Below are 22,458 nucleotides of genomic sequence, written 5' to 3'. Positions count from 1 at the left end.
TCCAACAGACTGGGCGCACGTGGATTTTTTCGATCTTCAACCGGCCGAATGGCAGGCTCTGATCCTGACCCTCAAGGTGGCAAGCGTCGCCCTGGCATTTGCGCTTCCGATGGCCGTTCTTGTTGCCTATCTGCTTGCGCGGTTTCGGTTTCCCGGCCACGGTGTTGTCAACGCCCTTGTGCATCTGCCCCTTGTTCTGCCACCTGTTGTCACGGGCTATGTGCTTCTTCTGGCATTCGGCAAAAAGGGACCAATCGGGTCCTTTCTCGACAACACCTTTGGCGTCAGCTTTGCATTCAACTGGACCGGTGCGGCACTTGCCGCAGGCGTCATGGCGTTTCCGCTCATGGTCCGCCCCATCCGCCTTTCATTTGAGGCAGTTGATCCCAAGCTGGAAGATGCGGCCAAGTCACTTGGCGCGCGCCGGCTCACGGCTTTCCTGACTATTTCGCTGCCGCTCGCTCTTCCGGGTATTCTTGGAGGCGCGATTTTGGGATTCGCCAAGGCGATGGGGGAATTTGGCGCTACGATTACGTTTGTCTCCAACATTCCCGGTGAGACCCGTACGTTGGCATTGGCGCTTTATACGGCAACACAAACACCCAGCGGAGACATTGCAGCCTTCCGTTTGACACTGATTGCAGCCTTCGTGGCATTTGCCGCACTGATTGCCTCTGAACTGTTGGCGCGCCGATTGCGCAACAGAATAGGGGGTGCCGATGCTTAGCGTCGACATCACTGGCAAACTCGGCGAAATGGACTTGAACGCCTGCTTTGAAAGTGCCGGCGGGGTCACCTCATTGTTCGGCCAGTCCGGCGCGGGCAAAACAACGCTGACCAATATGATCGCAGGGCTGATCAAGCCGGAGAAGGGCCACATTGTCGTCAACGGCACGGTGGTCTTCGATTCGTCAAACGGTATCGATCTGCCAGTTCAACAAAGGCGGATCGGTCACGTCTTTCAAGACGCTCGCCTGTTTCCGCATCTTAGCGTCAAGTCGAACCTCACCTATTCCCGTTGGGCAGGAAGACGCACGCCCGGTCGGGATTTTGGTGAAGTTGTCGAACTTCTGGGCCTTCAAAGCCTTCTTGAACGCAAGCCGGCAACGCTGTCAGGTGGTGAAAGACAGAGGGTGGCAATCGGACGGGCTCTTCTTTCAGATCCACGTCTGCTGATCATGGACGAGCCTCTGGCCAATCTCGATCAGGCCCGTCGCAACGACATTCTTCCCTATCTTGATCGCTTGTGCGTGGAAGCAGGATTGCCGATCCTTTATGTCAGCCACTCGATTGAAGAAGTCGCGCGATTGTCGAACACACTGGTGATCTTGTCCGACGGACAAACGCCAGCCTACGGTCCGGTCGCCGAAATGTTGACGCGAACAGACCTTGGTCGGGCAACAGGTCGTCACGAGGCCGGTGCGCTTATTGAAGGAAAAATCGCAGGAATCGACCAGGAATGGGGACTTTGCCTTGTCGATATCGGATCCGCGGTTCTTCAGATCCCCGGCAAGGTCGGTGATATCGGCGATGCCGTGCGCTTGCGTATCAGGGCTCGGGACGTTGCTCTGGCGCTATCACCGCCCAAAGGGTTGTCGATCCGCAATTGCTTCGAGGCAACCATCAGCAGCATTTCTGAAGAAACCGGTCCCTACGCGGAAATTCTGTGTTCTGTAAGCGGACAGACATTGCGCGCCCGCATAACCAGAGCATCTGTTGCTGATCTCGGGCTCTCAGCAGGCAAAAGAGTGAGCGTTCTCATCAAGAGTGTAGCCATCGACCGCCGGCAAAGAGCGCCAGCTCTTGCGAGCCAGGCCGAATTGACACTCTAGAAGAATTCGCGTGCCTTCTGCTTCTATTGGCAGGCTTTCGGCTTGCAGATCCTTGGTTATACTGGCCGAATGATAAGCAGAACCAAGCGTCCGGCCTCGAAAAGGCTGAAATTTGCGATCGGGGCCGTCATGGTCGTCGCCACGCTTGCCCTTATCTGGCTGACCGGGCTTGCGAGTTTGCGCATTACCCTTGCAGAGCAGGAAACCCGGGCAGAGGCCAATCTGGCTGTGCAGTCTGCCGTTCTGGAACGTCTTCTCGACAAGTTTCGCCTCTTGTCTCCCTTGCTCGCACGTGGGCCTGATGTCGCGCAGTTGCTGTTGGAAAAGCACGACAACACCGATCCGGGTATTGCCGCCATCGCCGCCGGCATGTCGGGGGCTGAGGAAGTCTGGATCATGGATCCGCAAGGCAATGTGTCCGTTTCCAGCAGGAGCGGCGTTCCGGCTGGCGCTATCGGTGGCAGCGAGACCATCCGGATTGCATTTGAACAAGCGCGTCAGGGGCAACTTGGTCGTCAATTGATCCCGGGAACTCCCATTTCACCGTCCAACTATGTGTTCGCGTCTCCGTTACGCAGGAACAATGCTCTGGTCGGCGTTTTGGCGGTCAGGGTCAGCCTCGACGATGTTGAACAGGCCTGGGCCCTCAGCAAGGATCCGATTGTTGCCATTAACAGTTCGGGCAGGGTCGTTGTTACAAATGTACCCTTTTGGCGTGGGAAACAGTTCGATGATATCGATCCTGGTTCTGATATTGCGGACTTGACCTTGCCGGGGCGTCTCGAGTTGCTGTTGCCCGCAGCTCGAAATGCAGGTTTGCATATGCAGCTTGCCGAAGACCTGCCTGTTCTGGGCTGGGAAGTCAGAACCTTGGTCGACATCAAGGACGCCAGACAGAGCGCCGGGTGGGCCATGCTGGTCGCCCTGCTTGTGTGCGTTATCGCGGCGGGCGGTATCTGGGTATTGATCGCGAGGCGCGAGGCTTTCATGCGTCAGGCGCGCAGGAACAGGGCCTCGGCCCTTCGTCTTGAACGCCGGGTCCAGAGCCGAACGGCCGACCTCCGCAAGACGAACGTGTTGCTGGAACAGGAAGTCCGGGAGCGCGAACAGGCAGAAGCCAATCTGCGCCAGACCCAGGCTGAATTGGTTCAGGCCGCCAAACTGGCGACGCTCGGGCGCATGTCGGCGGCCTTGAGCCACGAATACAATCAACCGCTTGCCGCCATTCGTTCCGATGCCGAAATTGCCGGCATGCTGATCGATCGGAACCGGGCCGATGAGGCCAAAACCAATCTTTCCAGGATTGGCGGCATGGTGGCACGGATGGCTGAAATTGCGAAAACGCTGAAAGGCTTCACACGCAAATCGGGGACAGACATCAAGCCGGTTTCGTTGCGGCAGGTGATCGATGAGGCAACGCTGCTTCTTCAGCCGCAGATCAAGCAGAAAGAAGTGCGGCTTGATCTCGACCTGCCCGAACAGGACATCATCGTTAAGGGGGGCCGCATTCGGCTTGAGCAGGTGGTGATCAATCTGCTCTCCAATGCCGTGGATGCTGTCGGCGCAAATCCACTGCCTCATGTAAAACTCTCGTTGCATCGTCAGGGTACCGAGGCCGTGCTGACCGTGTCTGACAATGGACCGGGAATAGATGGCGAGGTGTTGCCGCAGATATTCGACCCTTTCTTCACAACGAAGGAGGTCGGGGCCGGGCTCGGTTTGGGCTTGTCGATCGCCTACAAGATCGTCCATGACTTTTCCGGCTCGCTGAAAGCGTCAAATCTCGACGACGGCGGCGCGGTGTTCACAATGCGGTTGCCGGTGGCGGACGAAACTGTCCTCGCGGCCGAATAGGAAGATGCAGTTTATGGACCACGCCACCGTTTTGCTGGTTGATGATGAAGAGGATCTGCGCAGATCCCTTGGCCAAGGCCTGGAACTGTCCGGCCAGGATGTGTTTGCGACGGGTGTTGCCGAAGAGGCCCTGGAACGGATCAGCCGCGATTTTTATGGTGTGCTGATCACGGATATCAGAATGCCCGGAACCGACGGTTTCCAGGTTATGAAACAGGCATTCGAAATTGATCCAGCGCTGCCGGTCGTGCTGATTACGGGACATGGTGATGTCCCGCTTGCGGTCGAGGCCATGCGCGCGGGCGCCTATGACTTTCTGGAAAAACCCTTCTCGGTTTCTCACCTGGCCTCCGTTGTCGAACGCGCGCTCGACAGGCGCCGCCTTGTTTTGGAAAACAGGAAACTCAGAGAAGAGCTCGCAGACCGGACTGGTCTGGAGAGCCGTCTGGTAGGCCGGACTCCGGCAATGGAGCTGCTGCGCCGAAATGTGACGGCGCTTGCGGCCACGGACGCGGATGTGTTGATCCTTGGCGAAACCGGCTCGGGAAAGGAAGTTGTTTCAAGAGCTCTGCATGATGAAGGGCCGCGCAAGGACAAACCGTTTGTCGCGCTCAATTGCGGCGCATTGCCTGCGGAAATCATAGAATCGGAGCTCTTCGGTCACGAAAAGGGCGCTTTCACAGGCGCCAGCGGGCAACGCATTGGAAAGCTGGAACATGCCCATGGCGGCACGGTTTTCCTGGATGAAATCGAATCGATGCCTCTGGAGCTTCAAGTGAAACTCTTGCGTGTCATCGAAAACAGGACGATCGAGCGGCTTGGCTCCAACAAGCCTATTGAACTCGACGTGCGTTTTATCGCGGCAACCAAAGAGGATCTGGAGGCGGCGGGCAAGGAAGGGCGTTTCCGGCTTGATCTTTTTTACCGGTTGAATGTCGTCAACGTCGCGATCCCGCCCCTGCGCGACCGTTTGGAAGATATTCCTCTGCTCTTTCGTCACCTGACAGTTGAAGCCAGAGCACGGTACAGGCGGGAAATCCCGGATATCGGGGATGATTATCTGGCTGGATTGATGACGCGGGACTGGCCCGGAAACGTGCGTGAACTGCGCAATGTTGCAGACAGGTTCGTTCTGGGGCTGGAGCAGATGCCTGAGGTGCAGTCCGGAGCCGGCGCTACCCTTTTTGAGCAGGTTGCCAGCTATGAGCGAACGCTGATCGCTGCGGAGCTCAAACGCAATGATGGGGCCATCAAGCCGACCTACGAAAACCTGGGCCTGTCCCGCAAGGCGCTTTATGAAAAGATGCGAAAATACGAGCTCGGAAAAGACGAAGTGCTGTCGGCTTAGTCCAACAATCAGGGAACTTCCAAGGCTCCCGGATTTTACGAACTTGCAGCATTTTGAGAGATTTTCTTTTGCGATGTCACAAACACAGTCGCTTGATCGTCATCAGTGTGTAGTCCCAACAAAATTGCATGGAAGACACTTATGACCAACGTTACTCCCGTCAATCACCACCAGAACATCCCCACAGTCGCAAAGAGCTTCATAGCCGCCAGCGGTGAAATCGGAAATGCCGACTTGGCTCCCAAACTGCGCCATCTGGTTGACTTGCGGGCGTCCCAGATGAATCAGTGCGCATTCTGCGTCAAGATGCACACGGAAGAAGCATTGGCAGATGGAGAAAGCCAGGAGCGGTTGCAGAGACTTGTTGTCTGGCGTCACGTCGACGATTTCACGCCGGCTGAAAAAGCAGCCTTTGCCTGGACGGAAGCCCTGACCGATTTGAACCCGGACACCGACTATGGCCGCTTGCGTGCCGACTTGCGCAATCACTTCGAAGATGCCCAGATCAGCGCAATCACAGCGGCTATTGCCATGATAAACCTCTGGAATCGGGTTCAGGTCTCAAACCACTGATATGAGACAGGCATCGGACATGGACATGTTTGAAACTGCCCGCCCGCGCCTGCTTGGGTTGGCTTATCGCATGCTCGGCTCCATGGCCGATGCCGAAGACGCCGTTCAGGACACGTTCTTGAGCTGGCAGAAACTGGACAAGGCATCTGTGGCCAACGCAGATGCCTATCTGACGACAATCTGTACCAACCGCTGTCTGGACGGTTTGAAGGCAGCCCATAGAAAACGGCTCGACTATGTGGGTCCGTGGATACCCGAACCGCTTCAGCTGGCCGGCGACACTGATCCGGAGGCAGACCTGAACCGGGCGCAATCATTGACGACAGCATTTCTGTTGCTTTTGGAGCGGCTAAGCCCGAAAGAGCGCGCCGCTTATCTGTTGCGTGAGGTCTTTGGCACCCCTTATGAGGACGTCGCTGAAACCTTGAACCTCAGCGTGCCCTCTTGTCGACAGCTTGTGTCTCGCGCTGCCAAGCATATCAAGGACCCGGCCTCGCGTTTTGTGCCACCCCCCGACCATCAAAAACGCATGTTGTCTGCTTTTCTGGAAGCGCTCGAAAGCGGGTCTACGGAACAGCTCAGCGGTCTGCTTTCAGAAACGGTTCGGTTTCAGTCTGATGGCGGCGGCAAGACGACCGCGTTGGGCCGTGTCCTAGAGGGGCGTGGAGATGTGGCCAAATATGTTGCGCTGATCCTTCGGCGCTTGTGGGGAGGTGCCCCTGTATTACCTTGCAGCATCAACGGTCTTCGCGGGATTGTCGTTCTGGAAAACATGCGCGTCGTAACTGCTCTGACACTGAGCTACGACGGGGACGGACGGATAGATGGCATATTTGTTGTTCGTAATCCGGAGAAGTTGAAGGCCCTGGCAACACCGCTTCATCACGATCCGAACAGCGGCGCGCTTTGGCAATAAGGCATTTTGATGCAAAAAATGTGTCGAAATCGACACATTCAAAGAAGTGTCTGTGTCGCAACCGACCCACATTTGAGGGTATTCCGCGAAGATGAGTGTCTATTGCGCATTCCAAAATTAGAGAAATCTGCGTTTTATCGACCTCTGATGCGATTTGGCACGGGCCTTGCCATAAGACTCGCGACCAGCCCCGGTGCTGTCCGGCCGATCAACCGGCCGCCATATTGAAATGTCTGGGAGGACATCAGATGAAAAAGTTTGTGATCGCCGCTGCTGCTGCAGCTTCTTTTGCCATGACATCCGCGGCTCATGCGGCCGACGAGTGCGGCGACGGCGAAGTTGTCATCAAATTCAGCCACGTCGTTTCTGCACAGGGTCACCCGAAAGGTGAAATGGCGAATGCACTTGCTGACAGGATCAACACGGAAATGGACGGCAAGGCCTGCATGCAGGTGTTCCCGTCGTCTCAGCTTTTTGACGACAACAAGGTGATGGAAGCCTTGCTTCTGGGTGACGTGCAGCTTGCGGCTCCGTCTTTGTCCAAGTTTGAATCCTACACCCTGAAATACCGTGTGTTCGACCTTCCGTTCCTGTTCACCAACATGGATGCGGTTACCACCTTCACCAAAGGCGACAAGGGTCAGGAACTGCTCGGCGCAATGTCCGACTACGGATTTGTCGGTCTTGGTTATGTCTTCAATGGACTGAAGCAGTTCTCCGCGAACAAGCCGCTGCTGGTTCCGAGCGATGCCAAAGGCCTCAAGTTCCGCGTTCAGACATCTGACGTGGCTGTGGCCATGATTGAAGCCATGGGTGCCAACGCTCAAAAACTCGCCTTCAAGGAAGTTTATGGCGCGCTGCAGACCGGTGTTGTGGACGGTCAGGAAAACACCTGGTCCAACATTTACACCAAGAAGTTCTTTGAAGTTCAGGACGGTACAACGGAAACCAACCACCAGCTGCTGACCTACCTGGCCGTGACCTCTCAGGAATGGCTCGACAGCCTGGAAGCTGACACACGTGACCAATTCCTGAAGATCTTCAACGAGGTTTCCGACGAGTACAACGCTCGTGCCGCCGAGATCAACGAAGCAAACAAGCAGAAGATCATCGAAAACGGTGGCGTTGTTCGCCAGCTGACACCTGAGCAGCGCGACGAGTGGGTCAACACCATGAAGCCGGTTTGGGACAAATTCCGCGACGACATCGGTCAGGATGTCATCGACGCTGCCGTGTCTTCCAACAAGGCAAGCTAAGACCTTCAGGTCTGAATGGATGGGTTCGCGCTGCGGACCCATCCTCTTAAACAAAATCATTCAATTCATCTTGCTGCGCCTTGAAGGGTGCGGAGCCGGGGCGAGTGCGCGCCGGCAATGGGGAGGCTTTCATGTCCCGTGTCGGACGGTTCGTCGATTCCTTGGAGGAAAACATCATCGCCTTGATATTGGCGTTGATGACCATCGTAACCTTCACTCAGGTGGTGGCCCGCTATGGGTTCAACTCGGGCTGGGGCGGTGCACTGGAATTCACCCGCGTCCTCTTTGCCTGGCTGATCCTGTTCGGCATGAGCTATGGCATCAAGATCGGTGCGCATCTGGGCGTAGACGCTGTAATCAATCTTCTGCCGAAACCCATGTTCCGGCTGGCTGCCCTGCTGGGTGCCGCACTCACTGTTCTGTACGCGATACTCCTCTTCGATGCGACTTGGTTCGGTGCGCTTCTCGGACTGGAGAACAAGGGGTCTTCTGGCGGCGCCTACGCATACGTTGCCAAGTTCTACAAACTCCCCATCGGTATGGAAGACCTGAAATGGCCAGTCTTCATCCAGGAGTGGTTTGACGTGAAGGAACGCGTTCCGCGCTGGATTCCGTATGTCATTTTGCCAATTGGCCTCCTGTTGCTGGCGTTCCGTGCCGCACAGGCCTTCGTGCTCATTCTCATGGGTAAAAAAGACGCCATCATCGCTGCGCACGAAGCAGAAGAACTGGTGGCCGAAAACAAAGACGTCTTGAAGGACTAAGGCCCGATGGAAACTGCATTTCTCTTCATATTCGTCTTCGGCTTCCTGTTCCTGGGTGTACCGATTGCGGTTTCGCTCGGCTTATCTGCCGTTCTTTACATCGCCTTGTTCAGCCATGACTCCATGAGCTCCGTGGCGGTGCAGCTCTTCAACGCCTCACAGAACTTTACGCTACTGGCGATTCCGTTCTTCATTCTGGCATCCAGCTTCATGTCGACCGGTGGTGTTGCGCGCAGGATTATCCGCTTTTCAATCGCGACAGTCGGCTCTATTCGGGGCGGTCTCGCAATTGCCGGTGTCTTTGCCTGCATGCTTTTTGCGGCCCTGTCGGGATCGTCTCCGGCAACGGTTGTTGCCATCGGCACCATTGCCATCGCGGGCATGCGCCAGGCAGGCTACACCAAGGAGTTTGCCGCTGGTGTGATCGCCAACGCAGGCACGCTCGGCATCCTGATCCCGCCTTCCATCGTGATGGTTGTTTATGCCGCGGCCACAAACGTTTCTGTCGGACGCATGTTCCTGGCCGGGGTCATCCCGGGCCTCATTGCCGGCCTGATGCTGATGATTGCGATCTATGTCATGGCTCGCGTCAAGAACCTGCCTGCGCAGCCTTGGCCGGGGTTCAAGGAAATCTGGGGCGCGCTGTCCGAGGCAGCCGTGGGCCTGTTCCTGATGGTCATCATTCTTGGCGGGATCTATCTTGGCATCTTCACTCCGACGGAGGCCGCTGCCGTTGCAGCCGTCTATGCCGGCTTGATCGCATTGTTTGTGTATCGTGACATGGGCCCCTTGTCCGGTATCGGCTGGATCCAGGACAATGACGGGCCGTTGGCTCTGACCGGTTTCAAGGCCATTACCTATTCCGTCGTTGCCATGTTCGTCTGGTCCGGTATTGCCGCGCTTGTATCGGAAAGAGCGTTCTTCGGATTGGACAGTGCCATCGTTCTGATCATAGCTTTGCTAGCTTATCCGCTCCTTCGAGGTGGTATCACACCTGCCGCTCTGCCCGCTGCCTATGGCGCCGGTGGCCGTGTCTGGGGCCGTAATCTCGGGATCATCACCTGGAAGTTCCTGCCGGCCATGTTCCACAAGGACACCAAGAAAGTCCTGACAGACTCGGCCAAGACGACCATCATGCTGATGTTCATCATCGTCAATGCGCTGCTCTTTGCGCATACTTTGACAGCAGAGCAGATCCCGCAAGTGATCACCGATTGGATGGTCGAAGCAGGCTTCAACTGGTTCACCTTCCTGATTGCGGTTAACATTCTTCTGCTGATCGGTGGACAATTTATGGAGCCGTCCGGTTTGCTGCTAATCGTAGCGCCAGTCGTGTTCCCAATCGGTCTGGAGCTGGGCGTGGATCCAATCCATCTCGGTATTCTGATGGTGGTCAACATGGAAATCGGCATGATTACACCGCCGATTGGCCTGAATCTTTTTGTGACGTCCGGTATCACCGGGATGAGTCTGGTTCAGGTCGTCAAGGCTGCAGCACCATTCGTGCTGGTCCTGCTGCTCTTCCTGGTTCTGGTAACCTATGTCCCGGCACTCTCAACATGGCTGCCCTATACATTGATGGGACCGGAAATCATCACCCAGTAGGTGATATCAAGGGAAATGACTGTAAACGGCCGGAATTGCATTCCGGCCGTTTGCGTTCGGACGCCGTCACAGTTGACGGTGAAACTGGACGGATCGATAGTCTTCTGCAGGCTTGCGGAGGAAACCATGACCAGACGCGACAACCCTTTTTCCGGATTTGGAGATTTCATCACCAGTGTGGATGAGTTGGAAGCTGTTTCGGGGCCAACCATGCCGCAGGCGGCGGACAAGGAAATTCCAGCTTTGGACGATATCTGCCGGGAATTTATATCAAGGTCGCCATTCTGTTTCCTCGCAACCGCCAGTCCATCCGGTCATCTGGATCTATCACCAAAAGGCGACCCGGCTGGCTTCGTCAAAGTGATCAATGAAAGTTTGCTGGCCATTCCGGACCGTCCCGGAAACCGGCGCATGGACTCGTTTCACAATCTGCTGCAGGACCCGCGGATCGGACTTCTTTTCTTTGTTCCAGGCCGAGGCGAAACACTCAGAGTTCGGGGCGAGGCCAAGATTACCAAAGATGCTGACCTCTTGAGTACAATGGCGGTCAATGGGCGCGACCCGGCACTGGCATTGTTGGTTCATGTCAAAAGCGCATTCATGCATTGTCCGAAGTGCGTCTTCCGCTCCGGGCTCTGGCAGCCGGATAAGTGGCCCGATACGGCCGGGCTTGCGGACATGAACGAAGCTATGGTGAAGCACGCGAAAATTGCCATGCGTCCTGAAGAGTGGTTCGAATCCCTGAAAGAAAAGGGTGAGCTCGAGCTCTGGTGACCACAGAAAAATTGCCGGTCCACCAGGATCGGCAACTAAGTCGAGGTATCAATCAGGCGATGGTCTTCAGACGATGCTGCCAAGCTTCATGGCGACACTCATGTCGCCTTCAACCTGCATTTTTCCGCCCATGAATGCAGCTGTTGGGTCAAGATCGCCGCTCAGGAGATCAGCAAGGTCTTCAGAGGTCATCTTGATAGTGCAGTCGGCTTCTGCGTCTTCGTTGGAAACGTCGGAGCCTTGAAGAAAAATTTGACCGGTATCACCCAAATCGAACTTGACGCTTTCTTCAATACCGCCGCTGGACACTTTTTCACGGACACCTTCGGTAAGTTGTTCCAAGGACATATTTGTCTCCCATGTTCGTTGGCATGCGTCACATGGCTTCTTGAAACATGCCGTTTACGTAATCGTCAAGTCTAAATCGAGACGCGCTCATTGAATAGGAGGGATGTGCTCAACGCCTGTGCATGTCCGAAGGATTTCCTTTGTGTGGCAAATAGGAACAAAAAACCCGCGTCAGCTAAGCTGCGCGGGTTTTTTACACCTTTGGATAGGTCAGGTGATCAGTTCGGCTTCTGCTCGCCTTCGCCCTCGCCTTGCTTGGCCGCTGCCTGCTGCGCCATGTTCTGACGATAGAGCTGCGCAAAGTCGATTGGGTCGAGCATAAGCGGCGGGAAACCACCATTGCGGGTTGCTTCGGACAGGATATTGCGCGCGAACGGGAAAATCATGCGCGGACATTCAATCATGATGAAGGGATGCATGTGTTCCTGCGGTACGCCGGTAACCTTGAACAGGCCGGCATAGACAAGCTCTACATTGAACATGACCATATCCGGACGCTCGGCTTTGGCAGTCAGTGTCAGGATCACTTCGTACTGGTCATCACCCATTTGCTGAGCGCCAACATTGACATTGATGTCGAGTTTCGGCTGGTCGCCTTGCGTCAGCGAGCGCGGAGCATTCGGATTTTCAAAAGACAGATCCTTGATGTACTGGCCAAGGATGTGCATGCCCGGCGCTGCGGCGCCTTCCGCCTGCGGCTGTGCGCCGCCTTCATTAATATCGGTCATCGTGTCAATTCCGTCTCGCGGTGCTGAAATGAAGAGCCCAAAAACGCTCCGCCTGGTTGCCGGTCCGCGTGACCCGGGCAACCTTGTTAGCGGTGGGCTACCATCTAGATCCCTCCGGCACAAGGGCGCAGCCTTGCCAGAGGCGCCAAACCGCTTCAAAAGAAGGAACCTTCTGCGCTAACGAAACCGACATGCCTGAAACTCTGACCTCAAACATCACCCTGCCTCACAGGCGATTGAAACTTGACACGCTGGTACGCCTGCGCTGGCTGGCGGTGGGGGGCCAGACGGCTGCGCTGCTTGTGGTGCATGTGGGACTTGCCTACCCGCTTCCGATCGGTCCGGCATTTGCCATGGTGGCTCTGTCTGCCTGGCTCAATATCTTTTTGAGGATCCGCTCACCTGCTGTCACGCGCCTGTCGGAACGGGCCGCGACGATGCAACTTGCCTATGACATTTTGCAGATGAGTGGATTGCTTTTCCTGACCGGTGGCCTTGGCAATCCGTTTGCGTTCTTGTTGATGGCACCGGTGATGGTATCGGCCACGGGCCTGTCCGCCCGCTATACGGTCATGCTCGGTATTCTGGCGACTGCCAGCGCAACGATACTTGCGGTTTTCCATCTGCCTTTGCCTTGGCCGGTCGGAGCGGAGTTCGACTTGCCTGTTGTCTATTCTATTGGGCTTTGGATCGCACTTGTCTCAACACTCGGCTTCATGGCGATTTATGCCTTCCGGGTGGCCGAGGAAGCCCGGCAATTGGCAGATGCGCTTGCGGCAACCGAACTGGTGCTTGCGCGCGAGCAACATCTGAACGCACTCGATGGTCTGGCAACGGCGGCGGCGCACGAACTCGGGACACCGCTTGCGACCATTTATCTGGCGGCCAAAGAGCTGACGGACGAATTCGAAAGCGGTGATACCCGAGGAGAAGATGTGGCGCTGATCCGCTCGCAGGCCGAAAGGTGCCGTGGAATTCTTCAACAGCTCACGAGCCTTTCAAGCGACGAAGACAGGACCTATCAGCGAATTCCGGTTTCGCAGCTTCTGGAAGACGTGATCGATCCGCACCGCGGCATGGGTGTTGCCATCCACTCAACTCACCAGGGTGACGGCAGCGAACCGGTTGGAACGCGCAACGCCGCCATTCGTTACGGCCTTGGCAATCTTCTGGAAAATGCGGTTGATTTTGCCAAAGACCGCGTCGATGTCTCAGCGAACTGGGATGAGACCACGTTGTCCATCTCCATCAAGGACGACGGTCCCGGCTTTTCGATGGACATCCTGGGCAAGATCGGTGACCCGTATGTTTCGGTCAGAGGCAGCAAGGCTCATCAAGCAGGCACTGGTGGCGGTCTCGGCCTTGGCTTTTTCATCGCCAAAACGCTGCTGGAGCGCACGGGCGCAAAGTTGCATCTGGAAAATTTGCCACCTCCTTCGAGAGGCGCACATATACGTGTCAGTTGGCCGCGCGTGGTCTTTGAATCTGAAGACAGAGTGGACGAAACGTCATTTTCACCCCATAACGACAATAACTGACGGAAACAGACGGTTGACGATATTGCCAAATCCGACCTCTGCAACATGTCATAAAGAATAAAAACGGTAACGCGCAATGACGGACTCGATTACTGCCATGAATACATCGGAGGACAAGACCCTCCTCATCGTTGACGATGACAAGCCTTTCCAGCAGCGCCTGGCCCGTGCGATGGAAAAACGGGGGTTTGTTCCTGAAACCGCCGACAGTGTTCAGGATGCAGCGGCCAAGATCACACGCAACGCACCTGCCTTTGCCATCGTCGACATGCGTCTCGAAGATGGCAATGGTCTCGACGTGATTCAGCAGATTCGCCAAAAACGGCCCGATTCCCGTGCAATTGTACTGACCGGCTACGGAAACATTGCGACGGCTGTAACCGCGGTCAAATTGGGGGCGATCGACTATCTGGCAAAACCGGCTGATCCCGACGATATCGTTGCAGCCCTGGCGCGCAAGCCGGAAGAAAAGGCTGAGCCGCCGGAAAATCCGATGTCGGCGGACCGGGTTCGCTGGGAGCACATTCAGCGCGTCTACGAGCTGTGCGACCGGAATGTTTCTGAGACTGCGCGACGGCTCAACATGCATCGCCGAACCCTGCAACGTATCCTTGCCAAGCGTGCTCCCCGGTGAGAATCCGGGAGTTTCGCCGTTTGCAGGGTTGCCCTTTCGCTGCCACTTTGCCTAAGTAACTCCACTTGGTGGTATTCCTGCGCTCCAATGGAGATCGCTCATGCGGCTTGCAGCTGCTTACGTACGTTATTCCCCTGTGTTGAAATCCGGCCTGCTGGCGGCCTGCAGTCTGGCGTTCCTGGGCGCTGGTGGCGGCGCTTTTGCACAATCGGTCCCGGAAACCCTGCGCATCAATGTGGAGCCGGCTGAACCAGGAATTCGGTCGATCACCGTCAACAAAAAGTATCGGCCGATTATCAGTCGGGATGCGCAAGGTGTAGTCATCGATACGCAAGGCGGCGACGCCAATCGTCCCTCCTGCGATGTCAAACTTGAAGTCACGCTTGAAAACAGCCGTGTTCTCCATCGCGACGCCAATATCTGCGGCGGCAGCACCGTTGTGGTCGATGTCACCAGCGACGGCAAGCCTGGAGCAGCCGCGCGGGTTGTCGGCAGCGATACCGGGACAGCAGCGGGACCGGTTGGAGGCAGCACCGCTGAAACCAGCGCCAGTCAGACGCAAACACAGACGCAGACGCAAACGACGGCGACAGCTCCTCAAACCGACACCGGTCAGACGCCGTCATCTTCGATCACCGAAATCAATCCGCCCGAAAACCGGGACGGTCTGCAGCCACTGGAACAGGTGGATACGCCGATTTCGACACCTGACCCGGACGGGACGGAAACGGCATCCGTACCAGGAGATCTGGAAACCATCGTCCGCGATAGCCTTTCGGATGGTTCCGGCAATTCGCAGCCCGTTCTTGTGAGTGTTTCAGAAAACCGCCAGTGGCTGGCCGAACCTGGAAGCCAGCCGGGATCGGCCTCCTTCCTTCAGCACGCGGTACCGCAGACCGATGACAGGGACTTCAGAGCCGACTGCACCACTCAGTCCGGTTTCGCCAAAATCACGTTTCAACAGGCTCCCGCAGGTCTGCTGGAAGGCATGCCCCAGGCGGTGCGGATTACCGCCGGCGACTTCCAGGGCACTTACAACGCCTTCGGCTCGTCCGCTGCAAATGAGGCTGGCGTCTCCCTTCCTGAAGTGAATATCGAGATGACCGATCCGCTTTGGGAGGCCATGATCAAGCAGTCCGAGCTGACGATTGCTGTCGAAGGTCTGCCCACTCATGGGGTTTCGCTGAAAGGCAGCGCTAATCCGGTGCGGCTTTTTGTGGCCACATGCGCCCTGCCACAGCAGATTGTCTCGGACGAAGGTTTCGGCCCTTCTGGAGAAGAGCCCGGATCTGACCTTTCCTGCAGCGAGCTTGGCCGAGTGCGTTCGGTTGAGGCCGTTCGGCCTGGTCAAATCGTCTTCCGGAACGCCAGCCGTCAGCCGATCGAGGTACACTGGGTCGATTATCGTGGCGGAGAGCGGCCTTACGCCCGCCTCGAGCCCGGACAGATCCTGGAACAGCAAACCTATGTCTCGCACGCCTGGACGGTGCGCGGCGCAAGTGGTGAATGCCGCGGGATCTACGTCTCTCGTACGCCATATCGTGAAGTTGTTGTCTCAGGCCCGCCGAACGCGGCAACGCCTGGTGGTTTCGGCAATCAGGGCGGTTTCGGGCAGCCGGGCAATCTTGGCCAGCCAGGGGGACTGCAAAACAACCAGTTCAACAATGGCCAACCTGCTGGCCCAATCCCTCCAGGAGATGTGGGGAGTGCCAGTCAACCCGTCTTTCAGCAACAGGCGCGCACAAATGTCGCCGACTATCTGTGCACGGCCGGCATCGACTTGAACGTGGTGTTCTCTCCGGATGGCCAGTCTGCGACGGTTGCCGAGATGGGCTATGGGGCGGTGACGCTGCAACGTCAAGGCAGCTCGAACACGTTCTATTTCGAATCACAGGGGCATGTCCTGAAAGGCCAGGTTCAAAATGCAACATGGTCAAGACCCGGGCTGAGGGACGTTTTCTGCGCAAGGCGATAAGTACTAAAAGGTGTATTGGAAGACTGATCTACTAATAGGAGAAGAAAATCTCAGTAGTAATTCGTAGCGATTGTCGATAAAGCAAAATTTGGCGATTTTGTTGCACTGCGATTAAGCAATTGGTCAAGTTTTGAATTGATTCTGTTTGTAATCCTACAAAAGGAATCAATTGATCATGTCCTTCTCTCGCTGGCCCATCACGTGGAAGATTAGCCTCCCCATCGCGACGATCCTCGTTTTCACAGTCGCAATCTGTGCAGTTAGTCTGAATAGTCTCTATTCAGCGATGTTCACCGAACGTCTCAAAAAAATCGAAGACATTTCGGATAGCGCCGTCTCAATCGCAGCTCACTTTCATGAGTTGGAGAAAGCCGGCGACATGACACGCGAAGAAGCTCAGATCGCTGCGAAAGCTGCCATCGGAGCAATCCGCTTCGAAGGCAACAACTACGTTTACGTTTACGACTTTGACGGCACCAATCTTGTGCATCCGAAAACGTCGCTGAACGGCACCAATATGATTGACTTCAAAGACAAAACCGGAGTCAAGATTGTTGAAGAACTCATCGGTCACGCCAAAGCCGGTGGTGCCCCGCTGCTTTACTATTGGCCGCGTGCAAACAGTGAAGTCCCAATCGAAAAATACGGCTGGGGTGAAGGTTTTAACGCCTGGAACTGGATGGTTGGAACGGGCGTATACATTGATGATCTGGATGCAGCATATTGGAGCGCGGCGACCAAAATCATCACGCTGGCATTGATCGGTGCTGCAATCGCTATTGCAATCGCCATGGTAGCCGTTCGTCAGACCGTCAGCCCGTTGCGCGCATTGACCGCCAATATGGGGACGCTCGCAGAAGGCGATACAAACATCGTTGTTGAAGGCGCGGATCGTGGCGACGAAATCGGCAAGATGGCAACCGCCATGCAGGTCTTTGTTGCCAATGAAACCGAACGCAAGGAACTTGAGATCCACCAGCATGAAGCTCGCGAGATCGCGGCAAGAACCGGTGAACAGGTCCGCGACATCAGTCAGGATTTCGACAATCAGATCACCGGTCTGATGCAGACAATCGAAACGTCTGTGAATCGCCTGAAATCGGCATCATCCGACATGATGGTCGGTGCCGAGCAAACAACGGAAAAGTCGACTGTTGTCTCCAGCTCTTCCACGCAGGCTTCCAGCAATGTGGAAACAGTTGCGGCGGCTGCAGAAGAACTGTCAGCCTCGGTCAACGAGATCCGTCGTCAGGTCCAGTCCTCCAGCGAAATTGCTGCCAAGGCGGCCGAAGAAGCCGAGGCGACCAACGAGCGCATGCATGGCCTTTCTGAGGCTGCGGGCCGGATTGGCGAGGTCGTCACGCTCATTCAAGCGATTGCGGAACAGACCAATCTGCTGGCGCTCAATGCGACGATCGAAGCCGCGCGCGCTGGTGAGGCGGGCAAAGGCTTCGCGGTTGTTGCTGCGGAAGTGAAAGAACTGGCCACACAGACGTCCAAGGCAACGGAAGAAATCTCCAGCCAGATCTCCGCGATCCAGGGCGAAACCGAACAGGCCGCCGGTGCGATCGGATCGGTGACCGAAATCATCAACAACATGAACGAGATTGCATCGTCCATCGCAGCAGCCGTGGATGAGCAGGGTGCGGCGACACAGGAAATCGCTGAAAACGCACAGCAGGCATCGCAAAGCTCGGTTGAGGTCAGCAGCACCATCCAGGGTGTTTCGGACGCCGCAGGCAACACCAAGGAAGCTGCTCAGACCGTTGACGTTGCAGCCGGTGACCTTGAAACCAATGCAAGCGATCTCCGTGGCAAGGTGACCTCGTTCCTCGACACTGTGCGCGAACTTACCTCGCAACGGAACGAAGCTGCCTGACAGAACGCTTCTATCTGAAACAAAAAAACACCCGCGGCCAATTCAGCCGCGGGTGTTTTCGTTTTGATATCTGAAAAACCTAGACCTTGCGAAGGGCCACTTTCGAAATGTGGTGACTGGCATTCTTGCTCAGGATCAGGTCGGCCCTTGGACGCGTCGGTAAAATGTTTTCGCGCAGATTGACCAGGTTGATCTCAGTCCAGATCCGGTCGCCTGTTGCCAACGCTTCCTCGTCCGTTATGCGCGAGTACTTGTGAAAATAGGAACTTGGATCGCGGAACGCGGTCTCACGAAGTCGCATGAAGCGATCAACATACCATTTGCGCAGAAGATCCTCATCCGCATCGATATAAACGGAAAAGTCGAAGAAATCGGACACGAACGGCACAGCTCTGCCGTCTTTCGGCAGTTCACGTGTCTGCAATACGTTCAGACCTTCGACAATCAAGATGTCGGGGCGGTCCACCGTGACCGCGTGACCGGGCATGACATCGTAGTAGAAGTGGGAGTAGACCGGCGCACGTACGTTGCGCTTGGCAGCCTTGATGTCTGAGAGGAACTTTAGAAGCCGCGGCCGGTCGAAGCTTTCAGGAAAGCCTTTTTTGCTCATCAGACCTTCGGATTCCAATATGGCATTGGGAAAGAGAAAGCCATCTGTGGTGATCAAGTCGACCTTGGGGCTTGCAGGCCATCTTGCAAGCAATTCACGAAGCACGCGGGAAGTCGTGGATTTGCCAACCGAAACCGATCCGGCCACGCCGATGATGAACGGCGTCTTGTTCTCCCGGTGACCCAAAAACTCCTGTGTCGCCTGGTGGATCCTGACGGTAGCCTCGGCATAGAAGGCGAGCAGCCGGGAAAGTGGCAGATAGATGGTTTCTACCTGTTCCATCGACACAGGCGCGTTCAGACCTTGCAGCTGCGCAACCTCATGTTCGCTCAGCGTCATGGGTGTGTCGGCACGCAACTTCGCCCACTGGCGCTCAGTGAACACCCGGTAGGGGGACAAATCCATGTCCAGGGCTGTTGCGACTTTCTGATCCATCGTCTTCGCAGTCCCTGCAGCGCGGCTTTCCAGCGTCTCCGGAGGTTATTCCCTAGGCCGCGATGCCTTCTCCTCAAGTCCTGTTTGGCCTGTGCGGCCGGCAAGTTCCGACATGACATCCTTCAACGGAACTTCAGATACGTTCAAAACCACCAACAAATGATAAAGCAGATCGGCGGCCTCTGCCGTCAATTCCTTCCGGTCTTCCTGAACGGCAGCAATAGCTGCCTCGACGGCCTCTTCCCCCAGTTTCTGGGCGCATTTGGCAACGCCCTTCCTGACCAGCTTCTGCGTATAGGACGTTTCATCGCTGCTCTTGGCACGGCTAGCGATAATGGCGTCAAGATCTTCCAAAGTGAAGTCGGTCATTGGGCTATGTCCTAAGGGCAAGGTCAGGCATCGAGACGCATCGGGATGCCTGCATCACTCATATATTGCTTGGCGTCGTGGATAGTGTGTTCGCCAAAATGGAAAATCGATGCCGCCAGTACGGCGGTCGCATGCCCGTCCCGCACGCCTTCGACCATGTGGTCCAGATTGCCGACACCTCCCGATGCAATGACGGGAACGGGCACAGCATCGGCAATCGCCCTGGTCAGGGCAATATTGTAACCGGCCTTGGTACCGTCTCGATCCATCGACGTGACCAGCAGTTCGCCTGCGCCCAGGTCAACCACTTTCCTGGCGAACTCGATTGCATCGATCCCGGTCGGCGTGCGGCCACCATGGGTGAAGATCTCGAATTTCTCGGGAGTGCCGGGTTCGTTGACCTGTTTGGCATCGATTGACACGACGATGCACTGTGCACCGAATTTTTCGGCCGCCTCGCGCACGAAGTCCGGGTTCTTCACCGCGGCAGTGTTGATCGACACTTTGTCCGCGCCGGCGATCAGCAATTTGCGGATGTCTTCCACCGACCGTACGCCGCCACCGACCGTCACCGGCATGAAACAGGCCTCTGCGGTCCGCCGGACAACGTCAAAAATCGTGTCGCGGCCCTCATGGCTCGCGGTGATGTCGAGGAAGCAGAGTTCGTCGGCACCCGCAGCATCATAGGCTTTGGCGGCTTCAACCGGGTCGCCGGCATCAATCAGGTCGACGAAATTGACGCCTTTGACGACGCGGCCGTCCTTGACGTCCAGGCACGGAATGACACGGGCTTTCAGGCTCATGATGCTTTGCTCCGCTCTGCAAGGATCAGCGACATGGTTTCCGCCGGATCCAGTCTGCCGTCATAAAGCGCCCGTCCGGAAATTGCACCTTCCAGAATGGCACAGTCTGGCTTCAGCAGGCGATGAATGTCCTCAATGGAGGCGAGTCCTCCTGAAGCAATGACCGGGATGGAAACTGCGTTGGCCAGGTCCAGCGTGGATGGAATGTTAAGGCCCTTGAGGACTCCGTCCCGATCGATATCCGTGTAGATGATCGCCGATACACCGGCATCTTCAAACTGTCTGGCAAGAGCGACAGCGGTCAGCTCGGAGGTTTCAGCCCAGCCTTCAACGGCAACATAGCCGCCCTTGGCATCGATGCCGACGGCGATCTTTCCCGGAAACCTGCGGCAGGCTTCCTTGACAAGACCGGGGTCACGCACGGCAACGGTTCCCAAAATGACCCGCGTGATGCCTTTCGAAAGCCAGGTTTCGATGTGGTCCAATGTCCTGATTCCGCCGCCGAGCTGCACCGGATTTGACGTCGAGGACAAGATGGCGTCGACCGCAGTTCCGTTGACGCTCTCGCCGGCAAAGGCGCCGTTGAGATCGACCACGTGAAGCCACTCAAAACCCTGGTCCTCGAAAGACTTCGCCTGAGCGCCAGGGTCGTCATTGAAAACGGTCGCCTGGTCCATGTCGCCGAGCTTCAAACGCACACATTGACCATCTTTCAAATCGATGGCGGGAAACAGGATCATACTATTTAAATTCCTTCCACGATGACGATTTCGCCATCGGCATATTGCTGACGGATTTTCACCGCTTCCTGATACTCGGGCGAATTGTAGCAATCGACCGCATGCTGAAAACTCGGAAACTCGATCACGACGTTTCTGGCCCTTCCCGGTCCTTCGATTGCGTTGGTCGTACCACCGCGCGCAAGGAAGTTAGCCCCAAAGCGCTCGAACGCAGGCTTCGCTGTTTCGACATACTTCGGATAGTTCTGCGCGTCATGCACATCGACGCGGGCAATCCAGTATCCCTTGCTCATCGGATCCTCCAAGCAGTTGTTACGGTGTCCATTCCAGAAAATTCGCGATGAGGGCGAGGCCCAGCCGTTGGCTTTTTTCCGGGTGGAACTGAGTGCCGATCATGTTGTCTTTCGCCACCATGGCCGTAAAGCTGCCGGCATAGTCGAAGCTCGCCAGGCAGTCGGTCTGGTTGGTACAGGCAAAGTGGTAGGAGTGGACGAAATAGGCATGCAGCCCGTCTGGTCCTGTCTGAATTCCGTTCAGAACGGGATGCGCGCCGTTTGCAACATTGATCGTGTTCCATCCCATATGCGGTATCTTGAGGGATGGATCTGAAGGTTCCATCGCAGAAACGTCTCCCTCGACCCAGCCAAGACCGTTGACGGTTTCGAATTCGAGGCCTCTTGTAGCCATCAACTGCATGCCGACACAGATGCCGAAGAATGGTTTGCCGTTTTGACGCACAGTTTCTTCAAGCGCCTCAGGCATACCGTCGACGGCCCACAAGCCGCGCTTGCAATCCGCAAAAGCGCCGACGCCAGGAAGTACGATCCTGTCGGCCTTTCGCACTCGATCTGGATCTGAGGTCACGAAGACATCAGGTACGTGAGCGTGCGATCTTGCCGCGCGCTCAAATGCCTTCTCGGCCGAGCGAAGATTGCCCGAGCCATAGTCGATAATTGCAATTGTCATTGACGGATCTCCGGACCGAGCGTCAGGCCGACCACACGTTCGCTGCCAACCCTTGGGACGATCGGCGTTGGTGTGGGCGAGGTTCGCTGCAGGTCATTTTGTACGACTGGTTCCGGGGCCAGGTGGTCCGCTGCCTTGTGCAGGAAGCGCAACTCGGCCTCCGCGCGATTGACACCGTCGACAATTCCGACCACGCGCCAGCCCTTGCGCTCCAGCGACCAACGGCGAAGCGCCTGTGCTTCGAAGCCGAAGAGGATCGAAACAACAAATGCAGCGATCGCCGTTGCCTCGGGACTGACGGCGAGCGCCAGAAGTTCCACGACAAGTGCAATCCCCAGATAGCCGAGCAGTACCAGCCACATACGGTGAACCAGCATCCAGATGATCGAAAACAAAAAGGCCAGCACTGAAAATCCGTCCGGAACGAAGGCAAGCCGGTCGCTCTGGAGCGGGTCACCTGCCAGATCGTTAAATTCCGGCGGCGCCATCACAACGTAAGTGCTCATGGACT

At 56.2% G+C, this 22,458-nt stretch carries 23 protein-coding genes; 14 read left to right on the top strand and 9 right to left on the bottom strand.

Annotated elements, in window-relative coordinates; translation table 11 throughout:
* Positions 1 to 19: 19 nt before the first annotated feature.
* The 10 genes from modB to K1718_RS01520 all read left to right on the top strand — a co-directional run bounded on the left by modB (position 20) and on the right by K1718_RS01520 (position 10,922).
* Positions 20 to 727 carry a molybdate ABC transporter permease subunit gene (gene modB, locus K1718_RS01565; RefSeq protein ID WP_152504056.1) on the top strand — a complete coding sequence of 236 codons (708 nt, stop codon included), beginning with the start codon at positions 20 to 22 and terminating at the stop codon, positions 725 to 727.
* Positions 714 to 1,832 carry a molybdenum ABC transporter ATP-binding protein gene (modC, locus tag K1718_RS01560; protein ID WP_418068104.1) on the top strand — a complete coding sequence of 373 codons (1,119 nt, stop codon included), beginning with the start codon at positions 714 to 716 and terminating at the stop codon, positions 1,830 to 1,832. Before modB ends, modC begins: the two co-directional genes overlap by 14 nt.
* 69 nt (positions 1,833 to 1,901) lie before the next feature.
* A complete protein-coding gene (locus K1718_RS01555; RefSeq protein WP_152499079.1) occupies positions 1,902 to 3,686 on the top strand; it encodes an ATP-binding protein in 1,785 nt (594 codons plus the stop codon).
* Between the two features lie 13 nt (positions 3,687 to 3,699).
* Positions 3,700 to 5,034, top strand: coding sequence for a sigma-54-dependent transcriptional regulator (locus K1718_RS01550; RefSeq protein ID WP_152499078.1), 1,335 nt, complete (start codon positions 3,700 to 3,702; stop codon positions 5,032 to 5,034).
* A gap of 141 nt (positions 5,035 to 5,175) precedes the next feature.
* Positions 5,176 to 5,607: a carboxymuconolactone decarboxylase family protein gene (locus K1718_RS01545; protein WP_152499077.1), complete on the top strand. Its 432-nt coding sequence runs from the start codon at positions 5,176 to 5,178 to the stop codon at positions 5,605 to 5,607.
* Between the two features lie 25 nt (positions 5,608 to 5,632).
* Complete coding sequence (sigJ, locus tag K1718_RS01540; protein ID WP_285806055.1) at positions 5,633 to 6,523, top strand: RNA polymerase sigma factor SigJ; 891 nt, start codon at positions 5,633 to 5,635, stop codon at positions 6,521 to 6,523.
* Positions 6,524 to 6,771: 248 nt separating this feature from the next.
* The gene (locus tag K1718_RS01535) at positions 6,772 to 7,779 is read left to right on the top strand and encodes a DctP family TRAP transporter solute-binding subunit (RefSeq protein ID WP_152499075.1); all 1,008 of its coding nucleotides are present in this window, start codon (positions 6,772 to 6,774) and stop codon (positions 7,777 to 7,779) included.
* Positions 7,780 to 7,910: 131 nt separating this feature from the next.
* The gene (locus tag K1718_RS01530; protein ID WP_152499074.1) at positions 7,911 to 8,543 is read left to right on the top strand and encodes a TRAP transporter small permease; all 633 of its coding nucleotides are present in this window, start codon (positions 7,911 to 7,913) and stop codon (positions 8,541 to 8,543) included.
* 6 nt (positions 8,544 to 8,549) lie between these two features.
* On the top strand, positions 8,550 to 10,148 hold the full coding sequence (locus K1718_RS01525) for a TRAP transporter large permease (RefSeq protein WP_265679965.1): 1,599 nt from the start codon (positions 8,550 to 8,552) through the stop codon (positions 10,146 to 10,148).
* Positions 10,149 to 10,274: 126 nt separating this feature from the next.
* Entirely contained in the window at positions 10,275 to 10,922 is a 648-nt protein-coding gene (locus K1718_RS01520; RefSeq protein WP_265679966.1) for an MSMEG_1061 family FMN-dependent PPOX-type flavoprotein, read from the top strand.
* Positions 10,923 to 10,988: 66 nt separating this feature from the next.
* On the opposite strand, the gene K1718_RS01515 is transcribed toward K1718_RS01520, so the two are convergent.
* Positions 10,989 to 11,270 (bottom strand): SCP2 sterol-binding domain-containing protein, encoded by a 282-nt coding sequence (locus K1718_RS01515; RefSeq protein ID WP_265679967.1) that lies wholly within the window; start codon positions 11,268 to 11,270, stop codon positions 10,989 to 10,991.
* A gap of 218 nt (positions 11,271 to 11,488) precedes the next feature.
* On the bottom strand, positions 11,489 to 11,998 hold the full coding sequence (gene secB / locus K1718_RS01510) for a protein-export chaperone SecB (protein ID WP_152499070.1): 510 nt from the start codon (positions 11,996 to 11,998) through the stop codon (positions 11,489 to 11,491).
* A gap of 191 nt (positions 11,999 to 12,189) precedes the next feature.
* On the opposite strand from secB, the gene K1718_RS01505 reads away from it, so the two are divergent.
* From K1718_RS01505 to K1718_RS01490, 4 genes are all read left to right on the top strand, one after another.
* Positions 12,190 to 13,536: an ActS/PrrB/RegB family redox-sensitive histidine kinase gene (locus tag K1718_RS01505; RefSeq protein WP_152499069.1), complete on the top strand. Its 1,347-nt coding sequence runs from the start codon at positions 12,190 to 12,192 to the stop codon at positions 13,534 to 13,536.
* 76 nt (positions 13,537 to 13,612) lie between these two features.
* On the top strand, positions 13,613 to 14,170 hold the full coding sequence (locus K1718_RS01500; protein ID WP_152499068.1) for an ActR/PrrA/RegA family redox response regulator transcription factor: 558 nt from the start codon (positions 13,613 to 13,615) through the stop codon (positions 14,168 to 14,170).
* A gap of 100 nt (positions 14,171 to 14,270) precedes the next feature.
* The gene (locus tag K1718_RS01495) at positions 14,271 to 16,145 is read left to right on the top strand and encodes a VHL beta domain-containing protein (protein WP_265679968.1); all 1,875 of its coding nucleotides are present in this window, start codon (positions 14,271 to 14,273) and stop codon (positions 16,143 to 16,145) included.
* Between the two features lie 175 nt (positions 16,146 to 16,320).
* A complete protein-coding gene (locus K1718_RS01490; RefSeq protein ID WP_265679969.1) occupies positions 16,321 to 18,024 on the top strand; it encodes a methyl-accepting chemotaxis protein in 1,704 nt (567 codons plus the stop codon).
* A gap of 79 nt (positions 18,025 to 18,103) precedes the next feature.
* Here K1718_RS01490 and coaA read toward each other — a convergent pair whose 3' ends face one another.
* Genes coaA through K1718_RS01455 form a run of 7 tightly spaced genes read right to left on the bottom strand, consistent with a single transcriptional unit; the run spans position 18,104 to position 22,453 of the window.
* Positions 18,104 to 19,069 (bottom strand): type I pantothenate kinase, encoded by a 966-nt coding sequence (coaA, locus tag K1718_RS01485; RefSeq protein ID WP_152499065.1) that lies wholly within the window; start codon positions 19,067 to 19,069, stop codon positions 18,104 to 18,106.
* Between the two features lie 45 nt (positions 19,070 to 19,114).
* Complete coding sequence (locus K1718_RS01480) at positions 19,115 to 19,438, bottom strand: phosphoribosyl-ATP diphosphatase (protein WP_152499064.1); 324 nt, start codon at positions 19,436 to 19,438, stop codon at positions 19,115 to 19,117.
* 23 nt (positions 19,439 to 19,461) lie between these two features.
* Complete coding sequence (hisF, locus tag K1718_RS01475) at positions 19,462 to 20,241, bottom strand: imidazole glycerol phosphate synthase subunit HisF (RefSeq protein WP_152499063.1); 780 nt, start codon at positions 20,239 to 20,241, stop codon at positions 19,462 to 19,464.
* A complete protein-coding gene (gene hisA / locus K1718_RS01470; RefSeq protein WP_265679970.1) occupies positions 20,238 to 20,981 on the bottom strand; it encodes a 1-(5-phosphoribosyl)-5-[(5-phosphoribosylamino)methylideneamino]imidazole-4-carboxamide isomerase in 744 nt (247 codons plus the stop codon). Before hisA ends, hisF begins: the two co-directional genes overlap by 4 nt.
* Positions 20,982 to 20,986: 5 nt before the next feature.
* Positions 20,987 to 21,274, bottom strand: a complete 288-nt coding sequence (locus K1718_RS01465; protein WP_152499061.1) for a DUF1330 domain-containing protein — start codon at positions 21,272 to 21,274, stop codon at positions 20,987 to 20,989.
* Between the two features lie 19 nt (positions 21,275 to 21,293).
* Positions 21,294 to 21,947, bottom strand: a complete 654-nt coding sequence (gene hisH, locus K1718_RS01460; protein ID WP_265679971.1) for an imidazole glycerol phosphate synthase subunit HisH — start codon at positions 21,945 to 21,947, stop codon at positions 21,294 to 21,296.
* The gene (locus K1718_RS01455) at positions 21,944 to 22,453 is read right to left on the bottom strand and encodes a DUF2628 domain-containing protein (protein WP_152499059.1); all 510 of its coding nucleotides are present in this window, start codon (positions 22,451 to 22,453) and stop codon (positions 21,944 to 21,946) included. The genes hisH and K1718_RS01455 overlap by 4 nt, the downstream gene beginning before the upstream one ends.
* Positions 22,454 to 22,458 lie beyond the last annotated feature (5 nt).

This window comes from Roseibium porphyridii (genome assembly GCF_026191725.2).
Lineage (GTDB): Bacteria > Pseudomonadota > Alphaproteobacteria > Rhizobiales > Stappiaceae > Roseibium > Roseibium porphyridii.
This window is presented reverse-complemented; position numbering and strand designations above follow the sequence as displayed.